This window comes from Exiguobacterium aurantiacum DSM 6208 (genome assembly GCF_000702585.1).
In the GTDB taxonomy this organism is placed as follows: domain Bacteria; phylum Bacillota; class Bacilli; order Exiguobacteriales; family Exiguobacteriaceae; genus Exiguobacterium; species Exiguobacterium aurantiacum.
This window is the reverse complement of record NZ_JNIQ01000001.1, coordinates 1,000,980-1,019,586: the sequence shown is the minus strand read 5'-3', so window position 1 is coordinate 1,019,586 and position 18,607 is coordinate 1,000,980. Positions and strand designations below refer to the sequence as shown.

Here is an 18,607-nt window from a genome sequence, read left to right as displayed (position 1 = left end):
AATTGAGTGTAGCCCATCCAACCTCGCTATAAAGAGATATTCGAATGTTTCGAGGCAATCCTCTCGACGACCCCGCAAATCACCATTGAGAAACAGCACTTTATCGAATCATTGATGAAGTCTCCACTCCTCTTCGAGATATGGACATTGTTACAACTCTATGCGGGATGCATACGTCTGCAGTTTATGCCGTCAGAGCCAATCACTGAGCAGATGTATCGATGGTATCAAGCACGGCATCAATTGCGAGGATTCAAACTGACCTTGTCTCATCCGCAAACAAAAGATGCGCTTACGATTGCCTATGAACCGACTCTTCAATCAAGCGGAGGGGAGAATCGGCGACCCGACTTTTTCATCTCGTTTCGAAGCCATAGCGACGGGACGAATCATCGTCATACGCTCGATGCCAAATATAAACCGTATGGGCAACCAGAGTTTCACCAACGACTTGCTTCAGATCTTGAACGGTCTTGCAAGCGATACTTCGATGACTTCAAAGGCACAGCGCATGAGATTACGAGTGCGACACTCGTGCATAGCTATTCCTGCCGAGACGTACACCATTGGAACATTAAAAATCGTGATCATATCCCACATCGTTACGCTCAATTCAACATCGCACCGGGACAGACGACCCACCTTGCAACCTACATCAAACGGTTGATTCATTACTATAGTGGCGAGTATCAGTATTGTCCATCTTGCGGCACGGTGACCGAAGGCATCGATGAAGGTTATAAAGTGACTTATGTTTGTAAGTGTCAGGAAGTTTGGGTCAATAACACATGTAAAAATGAATTTAAACGAGACCATCCGATTCATTTAAAGGCAATCCGCTTATTGAAGTATGCTCATGGCAACTACAATCAACAGGTCGCCAACAATTGGGACGTTCATTGTCCTGTGTGTGACAGAAGTTTTCATGGGACACTCTATCGGGCCAATCTATTAGGAGAAGAAGTGTCGACTCACTCCTCACAACACCATTCATTTTGAAGTGGTAAAGCTTTCAGCTGATTGCTAGATGACGGATATGCACACTCAACCTGACTAGATACAATACGAGAACTAAAAAAGGCACGAACACTCCTCATTTCGAGGAAGGTTCGTGCCTTTCTGTTTGGACGATACTGTCAAAGAAGTCCCTTACATGATAGTCATGCGGATACGCAGACAACTCCTTCGCATAGGCGAAGTCGCCGAACAGCTTGTTCATCGTCACGTTCTTGTCGACGAGTGTGCCGATGACCCCGTTGAAGAGCCCCGTCGTCCGGACTTGGTTGCCGTGGACCGAACCGATCGTCTTGACGAGCTCGGACGTGCAGACGTAGTCGGCGTTTTGCGGATGGAACGTGCCGTTGTCTTCGTGCAGGATGAGGAGCGTCAAGAATTCTGATAGGTTGTCGACGTGAATCATGCTGCGACGGTTCGGATAGTCCGGGAAAAGCGGCACTTTCCGCGCGAGCCCGGCGAGTTTGATGTAGTTCCCTTTCGAGCCTTTGCCGTAAATCATCGGCGGACGGACGTTCGCGACGAGGAAATTCTCGTCCGCGAGCTGTTCAAGCTTCTTCTCGGCTTGGAGCTTACTGTTTCCGTAGAAGCTCGTCGGCTTCGGTTCCGTGTCTTTTGTGATCATTTGGGCGTTCGAGGCGTCCCCGTAGACGATCATGCTGCTCAGGAAGATGAACTGGCACACCCCGTCTCGCTTCGCCTTCGCCGCGACCTCGGCCGTCAAATCGGTGTTCACTTTATAGTACAAGTCTTCCATACTTTTATCCGTCGAGACGTGCGCGATCCCGGCCGCATGGAGGATCACGTCATACCCAACGAACGACTTCTCTTTCCATTCCCCGTTCTTCATCCCGACCGTATCGACTTGAATGTCGTCCGCATAGTTTGCCTCAATCCATTGTTTGAACGCATTGCCGACATAACTGTTGGCTCCTGTGATTAATACTTGTCTCAACGTCCTGCCTCCTCATAAAAAAATACAACCGTTCCAGCCGAAGGCATGAAGCAGTTGTCTCTCGTTGTTTTGATTTTACCATAATCCGTCATTTCATGGCGTACTATCCTGGGGTGATTGCAAGTAAGTTCCCCACGATGAGACTCCCTCACGAACGCAACCCGTTGTCCCTTTAAATATTCATCGATATTCGACATGGAACAGCGCCTTTATCGCACATAAGCCCGGGGCTTGTTTGAGATATCGGCTTACAATTGATAGATGGAGCCGAGAGGCGTACGTACAGCAACACCCAAAATTTGAATATCGATGACTATACTCAAATTAACCTAGGAAAATCAACAGAGCGCTCGGAAAAGAATTGCCACATGAATCCGATTGATGATCAAATCGTTGAATGGGAACCGATGATCCATTACGTGATCCGCCATCTCCACATCCACCCGAACGAACAAGAAGACTGCGCCCAAATCGCACGAATCGCGCTATGGGAGGCTTTGAACCGCGGCTGCACGTTATCGAAGACGTACTGCTTCCAACGGATACGGGGCGCCATCCTCAACCACCAACAGAAGAACGCCCGACACTTGAAGCATGAAGTCGCGGCCGAACGCATTCCGGAACAATGCATGACGTCCGAGCGTCGTCTCTTCGACTGGCTCGATGAACAACGGGTGTTGCTGTCACCACGCCATTTCGAGCTCCTCTGCCACTTGATTGACGGGACCGAGCAGACGCTGCCATATTCCGCGAGCCGGTTGCGGGCATATAAGGCCGACGTCCAACGGGAACTGCGAGAGGCAATCAACTTGAAGGAGTGAATGGGATGAAACGAGTATTATTGAACGAAGCGATCGACTTGTACTTGCAAGATATGACAGAACGAAAGGAGTACCCTGCGACGACGTTGAAGAGCACACGAAACACGTTACGGAGCTTTGCCCGGTATGCGACCGAACGCGGTGCCATCTACATCCAGGACATCACCGAGAGGGACTATGCGATTCCATACAAGAAGCAGTTGAGCGGGAAAGCCGACAATACAATCCGGTCGTATATCATGCGTGTCCGTGGGCTGTTCACGTTCGCCGTCGAGCAGCGTTGGATGGAGCAGAACCCGTTCAGCCGAATCATCACGCGGGAAGGCGTCACCGAACCACCGACGATCATCAGCCGCGACCAATTGGATGTTGTATTGTATCACGCCAAAAACTATACGCTCTATACGATTTATCTCGTCGGGGGCGATGCCGGACTACGAATCAGCGAGATTTTGAACTTGGAGCTCAATCACATCAACTTTGAAGAGCGCCTACTCACCGTTATGAAAGGCAAGGGCGGCAAGACACGCGTCGTGCCGATGACGCAGCGGCTCACGAAAGAGTTGAAGCTGTATATCGACGTCCGGCGTCCGAAGGCCGGAAACTCGAACAACATCTTCTTGATGCCGAGCGGGCGCGTCGTCCAGCCGGGCTTCGTGAACAAAGACCTGAAAGAAATCGCGGCCGAACAGTTTGGCCTGAACCTGACGAGCCATATGTTGCGCCATAGCTTCGCGACGACGTTGTACGAGCAGAAGAAAGACATCGTCGGCGTCGCCGAGCTACTCGGACACAAGTCGATTAGCACGACTGAGCGTTACCTTCATGTGTCACGCGAGCGAACGCGTCAGTTGATTGACGGATTGAATCAAAAGCCATAACGAATAGAATTGGGACGGACAGAATTTAGTTGAATGTTGTCCGTCCCAACGCTTTATATAAACACATTCTATCCATTTTCTATAAAATAGTTAACTATACCTATTCATTTTAAAAGAAGATGGTACTAGTGAATGTACCATCTCGCTTCTTAGTCCCGACTATATAAATCGCGCGTATAAACCTTATCCGCTACATCTTCAAGTTCTGGATGTAAGCGGTTTGTGACGATGATATCAGCGGTCTCTTTAAACGTCTCAAAGTCATTGATGACCGGTGAGTTGTAAAACGATTCTTCTTTTAGAACCGGCTCATAGATGACGACTTCGACACCTTTCGCCTTAATGCGCTTCATAATTCCTTGAATAGATGAGGCACGGAAGTTATCCGAATCCGTCTTCATCGTTAGACGATAGACGCCGACACGCTTCGGATTTTGTTTCAAAATCGACTCTGCAACGAAGTCTTTCCGTGTGCGGTTCGCGTCAACGATTGCCCCGATGATATTGTTCGGTACATCTTCATAGTTGGCCAGGAGCTGCTTCGTATCTTTTGGTAAGCAGTACCCGCCATAACCAAATGATGGATTGTTATAGTGAGAACCGATGCGCGGATCGAGTCCGACACCTTCAATGATCTGTTTCGAATCGAGACCACGCACTTCCGCGTACGTATCGAGCTCGTTAAAGAACGCAACACGCATCGCTAAATACGTGTTTGAGAAGAGTTTGATGGCTTCTGCTTCTGTCGAGTCAGTCAACAAGACTTCGATGTCCTCTTTAATCGCAGCATCTTTTAACAAGTTCGCGAACACTTCAGCTCGCTCTGACTGCTCACCGACAACGATACGTGATGGATAAAGGTTATCATGCAACGCTTGACCTTCACGCAAGAATTCTGGTGAGAAGATGATGTTTTCAGTATCGAATTTTGCTTTGACTTCATCTGTATATCCAACTGGTACGGTCGATTTGATGACCATGATGGCATCTGGATTAATTGCGAGCACCGTTGCGATGACGCTCTCAACCGTGCGTGTGTTGAAGTAGTTACGTACCGGATCGTAGTCCGTTGGTGTGGCGATGACAACATATTCTGCATCTTTAAATGCTGTTAAATTATCTGTCGTGGCGAATAAATTCAATTCTTTATTCTGTAAGAAGTCTTCAATTTCCGCGTCAACGATTGGAGACTGTTTCGCATTAATCATGTCGACTTTTTCTTGCATAATATCGAGAGCAACGACTTCACTGTATTGTGACAACAGTACAGCCATTGAAAGACCAACATAACCTGTACCTACAATAGTAATTTTAATGCTGTTTCACTCCCTAATTTAAAAATCAAGTATCAAAATAATAGAAGCAAACACTTTCAGATTTTTCATACCGAGTTAATTTTTAGGTAATTATTTTTATATTATATTTCAAAATAAGTAAAATCTCTCGATATATCTTATATATTTATGGCTCTATTTAGTATTTCGCTCGAATATTCAGGTGTTGCTTTAAAAAATTGTTTCTTTACCTCCTCAAACGGAATCACCGGTGTATTATAATTAATAGTTATAAATTCTACAATAGTTTTTATATTTTCTTTTGAGTGCATTTCACTCTGCTTGACGCAACATGATTTAGAATACTGTGCCAATATGCTAATCACGGGATCTTCTATACTTTGATAGAAATGTACTATCGGCTTTCCACTCGCCATATACTCGTATATCTTACTAGGAGTTTGAGTTATGTCTTTGTTTCCTACCGAAATCAAAAAATCTGCATTTTTAATAGCACTATGCGCTACCTCGACCGGGACACTTCCATGATTAATTATTTGACCCGGTTTCATTTTTGAATAATGATGAATTATGGAGTCACAATCTCCACTAGTATAGATGTGGAATATACATTCTGGCTCTTTTTCCATACATCTCGATATAATCTCCAATGTATACTTAGGGTTCCGATTTTTTTTGTTTAGAGCCCCTGTGTAAGCAAAATTGATTTTATCGTTATCATAATTGATTGAAGCTTGACTTATGAGAGGAACAAGAACTGGTATATCAGTAACTTCGACTTTATCCATATACTCCATAAAATATTGTTTGAAATGTGGTTCCCAGTCCATTGAACACAATATATAATTACTCTTTTCTAACATTTTTTTTTCTAATTTTAAATGATTATTCATTTTTATTTTTTTGTTCCAAACATTTCTATGTGCTGTTTCACTAGCGCTATATTTATCAAATAAATAAGGTATAACTTTTACAGATTCATTGTGTGCTTTTTTATATTTTAACGTAGCTATAATACTTTCAAACGGGAAACATACTGGGACTAAGACATCAATTGGCGTTTCTATTTTGCGAAGTTCATTTATATATTTTTCAACAACTATCTTATTGATGGTTTGTTTTGCTAAAATCATTTTTAAATATTTTTGAATTTGTATTGCTCTGAGTAACATTAGATTATATATATCGACTAATTTATTATTATTATTATTCTGAAGATTGTATTTAATGCTATTTCTTTTTTTCATTTCCCAGTCTTCAATTCTAATAATTGTTAAATCGTCTTTCTCCTCAATTGTAGGTAAATGTTTCTCAGTTTTAAAACAAATTAACGTGATTTTATATTTTTTTATTAAACTTGGAATGATTTTTTGTATACATAATCCATTTGCAGAATGCGATGGATAGAATGTTCCTAAAACAAAAACAAGATGTTTTTTTTTCATACTTGAAAATACTCCTTTAGAACTTAGTTTCAAGATTTTTATAAAGTAATATAATCATTTTTCGTTTTAAGTATAAAATTAAGATTAAAAAACATATATATATAATCAGAGAATTATAAATTTTGAAATTATTTGTTATAAACATGAAAAAAATAATAAATGAAAAATCAGCCATTACACTTTTATTATTTTTAATTTTCATGATCTTTCTTAAATATATTTCTGATGCGAGAGTTCTCCAGCCCATTACTAACAAAGTACTCATTGCTATACTAGATACTCCTCCTACAAGAGTGTAAAGTACTGGCGTCAGCAATAAAAATAACAAGACACTGTTTAAATTTTCTTTAAGCATTGAGTTTTCTTTACGTAATACTTTGTAAAAAGTGTTATTTAATAGCAACATTTTCGCTTGCAATATAATTATGCAAAACAATATATTTAAATACATTAATACTGAATTATAGTCAGGGAAGAGGAATGGAATCAATAAGATGGATATATAATAAATTAAAGGAATCAAAATATTGAAAAAACGTAGTAACTCATTAATTTTTTCGTAATATTTCGGATAATAATTAGCATCAATTCTTGACAAACTAGGATATAAAAGTAAACTGATTGAAGTAATAAAAATTATTACTAGATTTGTAACCGTTATACCGAAAGAATAATATGCATATTCATTAACATCTTCTAGCCACTCCACAAAAAATCTACTTAAACCAATAACTAGCATCCCCATAAGTTGTGCTAACATCAACTTTATCCCTACAGAAACATTAACAGTATACTCTTTAAGAGCATCTAAAATACGAGAATTCTCACCAATCCAAAGTTCTTTATTATAAACAATCATACCTGTAATAACAATAACTTTAGAAACAAAGTCACCAATCACTAAAATTTCAAAATTAGTCTTTTGAGTTAAAAAACTTATCAGAATAACTACCAACATTATAATCTTAGATAAAATTGAAAAAAAGCTATATTTCTTCATTTGATTCGTTATTTGAAGTATATGAATAAAAACACCATTTATGCCAAATATCAATATACTTAAACCTATAAACCGAAATATAAATTGTTTTTTTACATCATCTACTAAAAAAGTCCCTCCTAAAATTATTATTGAAAATAAACATAGCACAAATATATGAATACGAATTGCAGTTCTTATTTGCTTGTGAGGTAAATCATAGTAATTATAACTTCCGTATCGTAGATAAATACCGTCATTAAATCCAAGAGCAAAAATCCCTAAATAAGAAGAGTACAGTAAATATATTTGCCAATATCCAAAATCTTCAACAGACATTATGCCAGGAAGAATCAACGAGGTTATCAAACCAAATACTAATACTAAAAGTTGAGTAGAAAAAACCATTTTAAAATTTTTTCTCACTGCAGTAGATAAATTACTATTCCTCATCTATATATTCTCCTTGATGAGATAGTTATTCTTGACTTTAGAACCCATAAAATATTTAACCCCCAAAAAGCCATATACATACCAGGAGTAGCAAAAACTTGATTATTGAGAGGAAAATAGAAAAAACAAATTACTAATAAAGAAAATAGTACCGAAGTAATTGGATCTTTGTATATTAAGCTTTTATAAAAGACAACAGCAAAATACTTTCCTAGTAAAAACATTACAAATAGTACACCTATAAAGGAAACATCATTCGCAAAAGAAACATAAATACTGTGCCAATTAACCAAGGGATCCCAACCTTTGTATGCAATCCTTTCTTGATAAGTATATTGTGATAAATTAACCTTGAATAATTCTTCAAGATTTTCTATTAAAAATGGCGAACTTCCAACACCGAACATGGGAATAAACATTTCGTTTAAAGATAATGACAACCCATAATATCCTTGTGTTAAATATCCTGTAGAATAAACTAGTAGTGAATTCAAACTATCTGGTAATATCCTCATCAGCGGGGCTTCTAGGTTAATTTCAGTATAGCCAGATGTTTGAGAAATTATAATATAACTTTCGTCTACTCTTGATGAAATATTATTTTCGAATATTTTCAAACCGGTAACTATAACAAAGCCAACAATAATCCCTATAACAATATTTTTCTTAAAATTAGATGTTGAATCCTTTTTTTCCTGCTGCCATTTCTTTAACATAGTAATGCTTACTAGAATTAGAATTAAGTCGATTATGCCTTTGTTTGTACCTAGAGATAACCATCTCGAGATTTCAAAAACTATTGTCAAAATAACTAGAAGTTTATTTGTAAAACCAATTTTTTTGAAATATATTAATGATAATGGTATTACTGGCCATAGCAAAGGTGAAGTTAATGTATAAATAGGTGCTAATATATTCCCACCGAAAGTAATTTGATTTTCGAATTTCGAATAATATTGTTTCCCAGGATCATTTAAACTACTTACCAAATTATTTAAAATTAATTCTATAGAAAAAGAATTTAGCCCCGTCGTTCTAATCATCATAAATAATGTCATGATAAAATTTATGATTATAAATACTTTAAGATAATTCACTACTTGTAAATGATTAACTTTATATTGATTGGTTTTAATTTTCTGATTTACAGGTTGTGTATCCTGTCTGTACATACTTGATATTGTAGTTGTGTATCCTACATACAAAAGCAAATGAGCGAAAAATAAAAACAAAAATAGTCTTACTTCATTTTCAGTTCTCCATTCAAATGGACCAAAAATATATAACAATGCTATAAAAAGAAAATAAAATAATACAATTCTTATAGGTAAAAATAATATTTTTTTACTTGTTTTGTTATCCACTACTTCCATGTATCACATTTGGCTCCTTAGTTAATAGAATAAACTTATAAAATGCTTTTATGTTTTTTAGTAAGACGGTTTGTCAAATTAAGCGCAACACTTCCTCCGTGAAGGCCTCGTGTGCGGTCTTCCAGCCGAGACATTTCCTCGGCCGCCCGTTGATCTTGGCGAGCGCGTCCACGACCTCTCCTTGGCCGACCGTCGCGAAGTCCGATCCTTTCGGGAAGAACTCGCGCAGGAGGCCGTTGGCGTTCTCGTTGCTGCCGCGCTGCCACGACGAGTACGGGTCGGCGAAATACATCGGCACGCCTAGTGTCGCCCGGACGCGCTCGTGACAGCTGAACTCCTTGCCCCGGTCCGTCGTCGCCGTCTTGAACGTGCCCGCTGGGAAGGCGGCGTGGACCGTGTGGATCGCCTCCTCCATCGAGGCCGCGCTGCGGTCCGCGATCGGCAGCGCGAGGTAGAACCGGCTCTTCCGCTCGACGAACGTCGCGACGCAGGCCCTCGATTTCCCTCGTCCGGAGACGACGGTGTCGAGCTCCCAGTGGCCGAATGTCTCGCGTGTGCGCACCTCTCTCGGACGTTTGGCGATGGACAGACCGATGTTGAACCGACCACGTGTCTCCATCGGTTTCTGGCGCTTGCCCTTTTGGCGGAGCACGGTCACCGGCACGTCGATCAGCCCCGAATAGATCCAACGATAGATGGTCGAGAAGGCGATTTTCCCGTCGAAGAGACGACCCACGATCTGTTCCGGGGACCAGGTCGCCCGCAGCTTCTCGATGATCGTCCGGCGCATCATGTCGTCGAGCTTCGTCTTGGCGCCGTAGTTTCCCTTCGCCTTGGCGTAGCGCTCCTGTGCGCGTTCGGCCGTATAGCCGGGGTTCCGTCTGATCTCCCGCGAGACGGTCGAGGGCTGTCGCCCGAGCCGTCTCGCGATGGACCGGATGGACATCCCGAGCCCCAGATAGGTCTCTATTTTCACGCGTTCGGCTGTGGTAAGATGGGTGTAGCTCATAGCGATTCCTCCGTCTGAATGTTTGTGTGGTAACTTCATTCTACACGAGGCCGTCGCTATGGGCTTTTTTGCGTTCACGTTCAGGTGTTGCACTTAATTTTATAATTCATCGTAAAGAATTATTTATTTTATTTCTAATTATCATATTATATTAACTCATTACTTTTTTATATTACTTAAAATAAGATACTAGGTAAAATCATTGTTAATATTTTACATGAACCAATACATAACTCTCCAAGAAAAAATCTCTTGTACTGGTTTTAAATTAGACATAATCTATGCATCCTTTAGTTTAGCAAATACAAGAAAAGGTTCAATTATCTAACTTTTAAAATTTAAGATTAGAGATTTTGTTGTTATTGAGATGCTAATCTGAGTGATGTATTTAAAAATATAAGTATACAAATCAGCGTCGAAAGACATTTAAGGATAAGCCGTTAAGAATCAATTTATGTATCAAGAAGTAGACGATTTTCCTCTTAACACAACGCTTATATTTGTACCCAGCTTCATATTAGAAATTTAGGCTACGCTATCCTTAAACAAGACCCTATTCTTAAATTATCGACTCACTTTTATTACTCCCAGTATTTTTTGGAGGTTATTATACATTCAATTAATAAATTTTCTTCTATGAATTCTAAATATAGTATAGGGCAAAAAGTACATTATTTTTGAAAATAACTCTGCGATTTTTTCTGACTTCATAAAGTTCTTATTTAAATATTTTGTCAATCTATTAAGTGAATAAGATAATTTATACGCTCGAATAACACTCGGGGGTAATATTGACAACAATTTTTGATTAGTTTTTATTTCATTCCATATCTCCGCCCTTGAGTTTAATTGGACTTTCGCTCTGAATCCTGCATTCTTGCCTCTAATTCTAAACTTAGAATGTATCCCATTTATAAATCCTATAGGATGTAATTTTGCAATCTGCATATAAAAAAATCCATCCTGCCCGTATCTTTTTTCAATAGGAAAGCGAATATTTTCACCAATTAATAAATCTCTCAATACCACAACGCAGGACGTTTGTATTCTAAAAGATATGAAACAGTCTTTATATACATCTCCTTGATAAATTTCTGTGTTTATTTCTTTAGATTTTTTACTCTTCTCCCAGAACATTTCATACGAGTGTTGACTCCATTTTAAATTTCCCTTCTCCATTTCTTCTATTTGACAAGTTAATTTGTTTGAAAGCCATAAATCATCTGAATCTAAAAAAGCAATGTATTTTCCTTTAGCTACTTCAATCCCCAAGTTTCTAGCAGAAGCTGGTCCTCCATTTTTTTTATTAACTAACAGCGAATTAAAACGATATAAGCTCAAAATATGGCTTGTATTCTCTTTAGATCCATCATCCACTAATATTACTTCAATATTTTTGTATGTTTGGTCTTGAACGCTCTCCAACGCCTCTTTAAGCCATTTTACATTCGAATAAAATGGTATTACAACACTTACTAAGGGTTCTTTCTTCACCTTATTTCCTCCAAACATTTCTGTTAATATAATCTGTATACGACAAAATTATTCTAAGAACTTTTTCAGATACATTTGACATACTATAGTCTTTAACCATTTTTAATTTATCTGCCTTCTTACATTCAATAATTTCAATTCCTTGTAAGATTCTATCTTGTTCTAATCCTGCCAATATAACTGAAGCTTCTTCCATAGCCTCTGGTCTTTCATGAGATTGTCTAATATTAAGAGCTTTAAAACCTAAAATCGAAGATTCCTCACTTATAGTACCACTATCGCTTAGCACTACTTTTGCATTGATTTGAAGATTGTTGTACTCAATAAAACCTAGCGGCTTCAACATTTTAATTTTCTTATGAAATACAACATTTTTTTCTTCAATCATTTTTCTTGTTCTTGGATGAGTACTTAAAATAATTGGAAGATCGTATTTCTCTGCAATAACATTCAATGAGTTTACTAAATTTAAGAAGTTATCTTCAATTGCAATATTTTCTTCTCGATGTGCAGAAACTAAAAAATACATATTCTTTTTTAATTTCAAGTTTGATAGCACATTAGATTTCTCGATCTCACTTCGTTTAGATTCGAGTACTTCATACATAGGACTACCAGTTTTAATAATTTGATCAGCAGGTAATCCTTCCCTTAACAGATATTCTCTAGCAATACTGCTATACGTAAGATTAATATCAGCAACATGGTCTACAATCTTCCTATTTGTTTCTTCGGGTACTCGTTGATCGAAGCAACGATTACCAGCTTCCATATGAAAAATTGGGATTTTACGTTTCTTTGCAGCGATTGCACAAAGACAACTGTTAGTATCGCCAAGAATCAGAACAGCCTCCGGCTGTTCTTTCTCTAATATAGGATCAATTGCAATCAAAATGTGCCCAATCGTTTCTGTAGCTGTTCCAGTAGCAGCATTCAAAAAGTAATCTGGTTTTCTAAGATTAAAGTCTTCAAAAAACACTTCATTCAATTCATAATCATAGTTCTGTCCTGTATGTACCAAAATATGTTCAATAGCTTCTGATTTTTCTAAACGATTGATTGTAGCAGATAATCGAATAATTTCTGGTCTCGTTCCAACAATCGTCATAACTTTTAATTTCTTCATTAATTAATCAAACCTCCAAATAATATGTATCAGGTCTATTAGAGTCAAATGGTTCGTTGACCCACATGAGTGTAACCATATCTGTTTCACCTAAATTTTCAATATTATGTGTATACCCAACCGGGATATCCACTACTTCGAGCTTGTCACCACTTACGATGTACTCAATGACTTCTTCTGTATCAATTTTTCTAAATCGGATAACACCCTGACCACTTACGACTAGGAATTTTTCGTTCTTTGTATGGTGCCAGTGATTCCCCTTCGTGATGCCTGGTTTTGAGATGTTAACTGAAACCTGCCCTCTATCCGGTGTTCGAATAAACTCCGTAAATGATCCACGATCATCTTGATGCATGGTTAATTCATAGGAAAACTGATTTTCAGGCAAATAACTTAAGTAAGTGCTATATAGTTTCTTGCTGAAAAAGTCATTCAACGAAGGCACAGATAAATTAATTCTCGATTCCTTGAACGACGTTAATAGTTTCACTAAATCGCCTAATGAGACCTTGTAGGTAGGGTTAACCTCTCCATATAACGCACGCTTCGCTTTTCGCTCTTCCAATTGATTAATTAGTTCAGCGATAACATCATCAATATACGCCAACGTAAGCTCTGCATTTAAATCATTAACTTGAATCGGTATTTCACGCGAAATGTTGTGACAAAAGGTTGCAACTACACTATTATAGTTCGGCTTACACCATTTCCCAAACAAGTTAGGGAAACGATAAATCATTACGTCTACCTTATATTCTTGTCCGTAAGAAATGACTAGGGATTCCGCTTCCTTTTTGCTTATACCATATGCATTTGCAAGGTCAGCTTGAGTTGAAGAGGAAAATATTACTGGAGGTGATGTCGGATTTTGAGAAAGTAAAGTTAACAACTTTTCTGTAAATCCTTTGTTTCCGACTTCAAACTCTTTGTCTTCTTTAGGTCGGTTTATTCCAGCAAGATGATAAACAAATTCGGCTTCTGATGCATACTGCTTCAATTCAGTTTCAGTTGTATTTCGCGTACAAAGAAGCAAATCATTGAACCCCTGATTTCTCAACTCCGCTACAAGATTCTTCCCAACAAATCCGTTTGCTCCTGTTATGAGAATCTTCATGCTTTTACTCGCTTCTCGAGTTCGGTTTTCACATAGTCAAGCGTCAGCAACCGTTGTTTAATTTGTTCGATTGACAAACGTTCCGTATTATTAGAATTATATTCGCCCTCTTGAGTCAACTGTTGGTCACCTTCACTAAAGTACTTATCATAGTTTAAATCACGTGTATCTGCCGGCACTCGATAAAAATCACCCATATCATCTGCAACAATATGTTCTTCTCGCGTTAATAACGTCTCGAATGCCTTCTCTCCATGACGTGTACCGATTACTTTAATTTCATTGTCGACCTCAAATAATTCTTTTAAAGCGATTGCTAAGTCACCAACCGTAGAAGCCGGAGATTTTTGAACCATGATGTCGCCGGCTACCGCATTATTGAATGCAAACACCACAAGTTCCACCGCTTCTTCTAAGCTCATCAAGAATCGCGTCATATTCGGGTCCGTAACTGTCAATGGCTCACCTTTTTTAATTTGATCAATGAATAAAGGAATAACCGATCCACGAGAAGCCATAACATTCCCGTAACGAGTGCCGCAGATTAACGTTTGAGTCGAATCAATCGTACGTGCTTTCGCAACAAAGACCTTCTCCATCATCGCCTTTGAAATCCCCATTGCGTTGATTGGGTATGCCGCCTTATCGGTTGAAAGGCAGATTACTTTTTTAACACCAATTTCAATTGCGGCATTTAAAACGTTCTCAGTTCCGAGGACATTTGTCTTCACTGCTTCTAACGGGAAAAATTCACATGAAGGTACCTGTTTTAAAGCAGCCGCGTGAAACACGTAATCTACACCATACATCGCATTTTTCACACTGTTTTGATCACGAACATCCCCAATATAAAACTTTAACTTTTCGTTTTGATATTTTTTACGCATGTCCTCTTGTTTTTTCTCATCACGTGAGAAAATACGGACTTCTTTAATATCAGTTTCAAGGAAACGTTCCATTACTGCATTTCCAAATGAACCAGTTCCACCAGTTATTAGCAATGATTTATTTTTAAACATTTAAACACTCTCACTTCCCATAAAATGCTTCATTATAATCGAATAACTTACTTTAGAGTTATAATTATTTTCTAGATATTGACGAGAATTTTTACCCATTTTTGTTCTGAGCGCTTTGCTATTTAGTCGCCCCAGCAATACATTAAACCCTTCTATATCCTGACTCGAACAACTATATCCAAATTTACCTTCTGTTGCAATTTTCCCTACATCAGTATTTCCATCAGAAGAAACTATGATTGGCATCGATGCTTGCATATAAGATAAAATTCTTGACGGGAAATTTGGGATTGTAAAGCGATGGTCCAAAAATACCAATCCCACATCACACGAACTAGCTAACATTTCATATTCATGTTTAGGAAGTCCATGCATCAATTTAGCATTATTAAAATCTTCTTGTTCAAATATTTTATGCAGTTTATTATATTCGGTACCAGAACCAATAATTAATATAAATGAATTATCATTCTCCTCATTCTTCCTTAAACATTCAATGATGAAATCAATTCCTTGCGGTTTTCCTAAATTACCTCCGTAAATAAAAATTGTCTTATTTAAAGGTAGTTTATACTTTTGTTTAATCTTCATTTTATCAACATCGCTAATATCTATGTTTAACGGTGAAATTGTATTAGGACAAATTTCAACTTTATCAGAATCTACTGTTTTATTTTCTTTTAAAATATACTTTACATTCGCTAGTGACATACAACCTATATAGTCTGAAATCTTATATAATTCTTTTTCTTTCCACCTGAAGTAGGAATAAATGAATCTACTTAAACCTTTTTTAGATATCATTTCTAAATCAACAGCGTTTTGAGGGAAAATATCTTTTAACAGTAAATAAGATTTTGCTCTATCACGTTTAACAATATATTTGATAGTGTTTACTAGAGTAATTGGTGGAGTAGCATAAATTATCAAATCAAATTTAACACCGCTAAAATACTCTCTTATGGAATTTTTAAATTTTCGATTTAAAAGTAATAAAGAAATCCCTTTTTCCATCATATTAGTTTTTTGCACATTTCCAATTTTCACTTTTAATATCTTTACGTTTTTTTCATTAATTAAATAAGTATTCTGTTGTGTCTTTTTTTCAACTGGAGAAACAATATAAACTTCATGATTATTTAATGCAAACTCTCTCATCAAATCTGTATATATACCTTGCTCTTCTAATGAATCAAAATCTAACAATGTAAGAAATAGAATATTCATTTTATTACTTCCCTTGCCGGAATACCTATATACAGTCCAGGACTATTGATACTTTTTACTACTACAGCACCTGCTGCGATTGTGCAATCTTGAAAAACACTTAAATTATTTATAATTCTTGCGCCTGTTCCAATCCAAGTTCTACTGCCTATTTTTACAGTTCCAGCGATTGTAGACCCCGGAGATACATGGACAAAGGCCCCTAACTCACAATCATGATCAACTGTTGAACCGGTGTTTATAATACAACCTAGCCCTATAGTAGACGATGAGTTAACAACACACATAGGCATAAGAACAGTACCTTGATCTATTTTAACGTCAAGACCAATTACGGCAGATGGATGAATCAATGTAGACAAATACGCACCCATTTCCAATAACTTATGTGTGACTTCTTCTCGAACATACGCATCCCCAATTCCTACCACAAACTCATAGTCATCGATGTACAATTCTAAGTTTGCTGTTGTATCAATAATATTAAACCCTATGAGACTACTACCTACCTTATTCAAATCGTCATCAAGAAATGATATTTCATTCCAATCTCCACAATCGTGCGCTATGTTAGCCACCACTTTGCCATGACCACTTGCCCCTATAATTAATAACTTTTTCAAAGGTTATTCGCTCCCTTTAAAAGGTTCTACTGTAACGTGGTCTGTTGCACTAATTCCTTCTTTCAAAGCCACCTTTTTTAATGTCAAAAAAATCAGCTTTATATCCCCCATGAAACTAACATTCTGAACATATTTTACGTCTAAGTTAAACTTCTCTTCCCAAGTCAATAGATTGCGACCATTCACTTGCGCAAGCCCAGACAGGCCCGGTCGAACGGTATGACGTTTTGCTTGCTCCTTTGAATAGAGCGGCAAATACTCAACCAATAGCGGACGAGGCCCAATCAAAGACATATCACCTTTGACAATATTAATTAATCCAGGTAGCTCATCTAATGATGTAGAACGTAAAAACCGACCAAAAGACGTTAAACGAATTTCATCTGAAAGCAAATTTCCGTTTTCATCTTTTAAATCTGTCATAGTCCTAAACTTATAAATTTTAAACAACTTCCCATGTAATCCAGGGCGAGTTTGTGAAAACAAAATCGGACTACCTAATTTTGTGCGTACTAGAAGTCCAATCACAATAATGATTGGACTTAGAACAAGTAGTGCAATCAGTGAAATCAGCAAATCAAAAGGTCGTTTAAAAAATTGCTCGTAAAAACTATTTTTATTCATATCAAGTCCATAATCCTTTAATAATTTCTACGATACGTTTTAAATCTTCGTTGCTCATCTTCGTATCTGACGGTAAACAGATACCTTTTTCAAACAAGGTTTTAGAAACGTCTGCTCCGACGTAATCGTACTGTTCGAAGTAAGGTTGCAAATGCATCGGCTTCCAAACGGGACGAGATTCGATGTTTTCACCTTCTAATGCATCCATAACACTATAAGGTGAAATATCGCCTTCAATCGTTGCGCATGATAACCAATAGTTTGGTTGATCCCAATCATTCACTGGCATGAATGTAATGTCTTCGATCTCTGCAAGAGCATTTTTATAGAACTTAAAAATCTCTTTTTTGCGCTGGACACGTTGTTCAAGCACCTTTAACTGCCCTCTACCAATTCCAGCAACAACATTACTCATCCGGTAATTAAATCCTAATTCACTATGTTGATAGTGACGTGCTTGATCGCGTGACTGAGTCGCCCAAAAACGAGTTTTTTCAACAGCAATTTCATCATTTGATACAAGCATACCCCCACCTGAAGTTGTTATTATCTTATTCCCATTGAATGAATAAATCCCAAACTGACCAATTGCACCGGTCGGACGTCCTTTGTAGAAGCTGCCCAAACTTTCTGCTGCATCTTCAATGACTATGACATTGTGTTTAGAACAAATTTCCATAATTCGATCCATGTCAGCTGCGAGACCGTATAAATGGACAACCAGAACAGCTTTAACATGTGGATATTTCTCGAAAGCTGATTCTAGCGCAAGAGGATCCATATTCCATGTTTTATAATCACTGTCAATGAACACAGGTGTGGCACCTTGATAAATGATTGGATTAGCGGTAGCAGAGAACGTCAATGTTGAACAGAAAACGATATCCCCTGCACCCACGCCAGCTGCTTTAAGTGCTAAGTGAATCGCAGCAGTACCAGAACTTAACGCCGCTGCAGCGTTCACATTTACTTTTTCAGCCAACTCACGTTCGAATCCATCGACATTCGAACCAAGTGGAGCAATCCAATTCGTGTCAAACGCTTCTTTTACATATTCTTGTTCATATCCTTCATCACTCATATGAGGCGATGCTAACAAGATACGCTTGTCCGTACTTACTTGGGTTTTTAAGCTCATTTAACAAAGTCCCC

Annotated in this window: 17 protein-coding genes; 3 read left to right on the top strand and 14 right to left on the bottom strand. The window is 38.1% G+C overall.

Annotated elements, in window-relative coordinates:
* The first annotated feature begins 213 nt into the window (after positions 1-213).
* Positions 214-999 (top strand): hypothetical protein, encoded by a 786-nt coding sequence (locus P398_RS16785; protein ID WP_235263308.1) that lies wholly within the window; start codon positions 214-216, stop codon positions 997-999.
* Positions 1,000-1,093: 94 nt separating this feature from the next.
* Here P398_RS16785 and P398_RS0105560 read toward each other — a convergent pair whose 3' ends face one another.
* Positions 1,094-1,969 carry an NAD-dependent epimerase/dehydratase family protein gene (locus tag P398_RS0105560; RefSeq protein ID WP_029334373.1) on the bottom strand — a complete coding sequence of 292 codons (876 nt, stop codon included), beginning with the start codon at positions 1,967-1,969 and terminating at the stop codon, positions 1,094-1,096.
* Positions 1,970-2,337: 368 nt separating this feature from the next.
* Here P398_RS0105560 and P398_RS0105555 point away from each other — a divergent pair, with 368 nt between their 5' ends.
* Both P398_RS0105555 and P398_RS16345 read left to right on the top strand, forming a co-directional pair.
* The gene (locus P398_RS0105555; protein WP_029334372.1) at positions 2,338-2,790 is read left to right on the top strand and encodes a sigma factor; all 453 of its coding nucleotides are present in this window, start codon (positions 2,338-2,340) and stop codon (positions 2,788-2,790) included.
* A gap of 5 nt (positions 2,791-2,795) precedes the next feature.
* Positions 2,796-3,671, top strand: coding sequence for a tyrosine-type recombinase/integrase (locus tag P398_RS16345; RefSeq protein WP_029334371.1), 876 nt, complete (start codon positions 2,796-2,798; stop codon positions 3,669-3,671).
* Between the two features lie 149 nt (positions 3,672-3,820).
* Here the strand turns inward: P398_RS16345 and P398_RS0105545 are convergent, their stop codons facing one another.
* From P398_RS0105545 to P398_RS0105485, 13 genes are all read right to left on the bottom strand, one after another.
* On the bottom strand, positions 3,821-4,987 hold the full coding sequence (locus P398_RS0105545; RefSeq protein ID WP_029334370.1) for a nucleotide sugar dehydrogenase: 1,167 nt from the start codon (positions 4,985-4,987) through the stop codon (positions 3,821-3,823).
* A gap of 137 nt (positions 4,988-5,124) precedes the next feature.
* Positions 5,125-6,411, bottom strand: coding sequence for a glycosyltransferase family protein (locus P398_RS0105540; RefSeq protein WP_029334369.1), 1,287 nt, complete (start codon positions 6,409-6,411; stop codon positions 5,125-5,127).
* 16 nt (positions 6,412-6,427) lie between these two features.
* Complete coding sequence (locus P398_RS0105535; protein WP_029334368.1) at positions 6,428-7,843, bottom strand: lipopolysaccharide biosynthesis protein; 1,416 nt, start codon at positions 7,841-7,843, stop codon at positions 6,428-6,430.
* A complete protein-coding gene (locus P398_RS0105530; RefSeq protein ID WP_029334367.1) occupies positions 7,840-9,216 on the bottom strand; it encodes a hypothetical protein in 1,377 nt (458 codons plus the stop codon). Before P398_RS0105530 ends, P398_RS0105535 begins: the two co-directional genes overlap by 4 nt.
* Positions 9,217-9,289: 73 nt before the next feature.
* Positions 9,290-10,225 (bottom strand): IS30 family transposase, encoded by a 936-nt coding sequence (locus P398_RS0105525; RefSeq protein WP_029334366.1) that lies wholly within the window; start codon positions 10,223-10,225, stop codon positions 9,290-9,292.
* A gap of 615 nt (positions 10,226-10,840) precedes the next feature.
* Positions 10,841-11,719, bottom strand: coding sequence for a glycosyltransferase family 2 protein (locus P398_RS0105520; RefSeq protein WP_029334365.1), 879 nt, complete (start codon positions 11,717-11,719; stop codon positions 10,841-10,843).
* 1 nt (position 11,720) lies between these two features.
* Entirely contained in the window at positions 11,721-12,845 is a 1,125-nt protein-coding gene (gene wecB / locus P398_RS0105515; RefSeq protein WP_029334364.1) for a non-hydrolyzing UDP-N-acetylglucosamine 2-epimerase, read from the bottom strand.
* Between the two features lie 7 nt (positions 12,846-12,852).
* Positions 12,853-13,962 (bottom strand): polysaccharide biosynthesis C-terminal domain-containing protein, encoded by a 1,110-nt coding sequence (locus tag P398_RS0105510; protein WP_029334363.1) that lies wholly within the window; start codon positions 13,960-13,962, stop codon positions 12,853-12,855.
* Complete coding sequence (locus P398_RS0105505; protein WP_029334362.1) at positions 13,959-14,981, bottom strand: polysaccharide biosynthesis protein; 1,023 nt, start codon at positions 14,979-14,981, stop codon at positions 13,959-13,961. The genes P398_RS0105510 and P398_RS0105505 overlap by 4 nt, the downstream gene beginning before the upstream one ends.
* Positions 14,982-16,208 carry a glycosyltransferase family 4 protein gene (locus P398_RS0105500; protein WP_029334361.1) on the bottom strand — a complete coding sequence of 409 codons (1,227 nt, stop codon included), beginning with the start codon at positions 16,206-16,208 and terminating at the stop codon, positions 14,982-14,984.
* Positions 16,205-16,831 carry an acetyltransferase gene (locus P398_RS0105495; protein WP_029334360.1) on the bottom strand — a complete coding sequence of 209 codons (627 nt, stop codon included), beginning with the start codon at positions 16,829-16,831 and terminating at the stop codon, positions 16,205-16,207. The genes P398_RS0105500 and P398_RS0105495 overlap by 4 nt, the downstream gene beginning before the upstream one ends.
* A 3-nt stretch (positions 16,832-16,834) precedes the next feature.
* The gene (locus P398_RS0105490) at positions 16,835-17,455 is read right to left on the bottom strand and encodes a sugar transferase (protein ID WP_029334359.1); all 621 of its coding nucleotides are present in this window, start codon (positions 17,453-17,455) and stop codon (positions 16,835-16,837) included.
* Position 17,456: 1 nt separating this feature from the next.
* Positions 17,457-18,593, bottom strand: coding sequence for a DegT/DnrJ/EryC1/StrS family aminotransferase (locus P398_RS0105485; RefSeq protein ID WP_029334358.1), 1,137 nt, complete (start codon positions 18,591-18,593; stop codon positions 17,457-17,459).
* Positions 18,594-18,607: the final 14 nt, after the last annotated feature.

Bases quoted from the DNA above. Each gene is read 5' to 3' on its own strand.
- P398_RS16785 (WP_235263308.1), top strand. From the start codon at position 214: ATGTATCGATGGTATCAAGCACGGCATCAATTGCGAGGATTCAAACTG.
- P398_RS0105555 (WP_029334372.1), top strand. From the start codon at position 2,338: ATGAATCCGATTGATGATCAAATCGTTGAATGGGAACCGATGATCCAT.
- P398_RS16345 (WP_029334371.1), top strand. From the start codon at position 2,796: ATGAAACGAGTATTATTGAACGAAGCGATCGACTTGTACTTGCAAGAT.
- P398_RS0105540 (WP_029334369.1), bottom strand. From the start codon at position 6,411: ATGAAAAAAAAACATCTTGTTTTTGTTTTAGGAACATTCTATCCATCG.
- P398_RS0105535 (WP_029334368.1), bottom strand. From the start codon at position 7,843: ATGAGGAATAGTAATTTATCTACTGCAGTGAGAAAAAATTTTAAAATG.
- P398_RS0105530 (WP_029334367.1), bottom strand. From the start codon at position 9,216: ATGGAAGTAGTGGATAACAAAACAAGTAAAAAAATATTATTTTTACCT.
- P398_RS0105525 (WP_029334366.1), bottom strand. From the start codon at position 10,225: ATGAGCTACACCCATCTTACCACAGCCGAACGCGTGAAAATAGAGACC.
- wecB (WP_029334364.1), bottom strand. From the start codon at position 12,845: ATGAAGAAATTAAAAGTTATGACGATTGTTGGAACGAGACCAGAAATT.
- P398_RS0105510 (WP_029334363.1), bottom strand. From the start codon at position 13,962: ATGAAGATTCTCATAACAGGAGCAAACGGATTTGTTGGGAAGAATCTT.
- P398_RS0105505 (WP_029334362.1), bottom strand. From the start codon at position 14,981: ATGTTTAAAAATAAATCATTGCTAATAACTGGTGGAACTGGTTCATTT.
- P398_RS0105500 (WP_029334361.1), bottom strand. From the start codon at position 16,208: ATGAATATTCTATTTCTTACATTGTTAGATTTTGATTCATTAGAAGAG.
- P398_RS0105490 (WP_029334359.1), bottom strand. From the start codon at position 17,455: ATGAATAAAAATAGTTTTTACGAGCAATTTTTTAAACGACCTTTTGAT.
- P398_RS0105485 (WP_029334358.1), bottom strand. From the start codon at position 18,593: ATGAGCTTAAAAACCCAAGTAAGTACGGACAAGCGTATCTTGTTAGCA.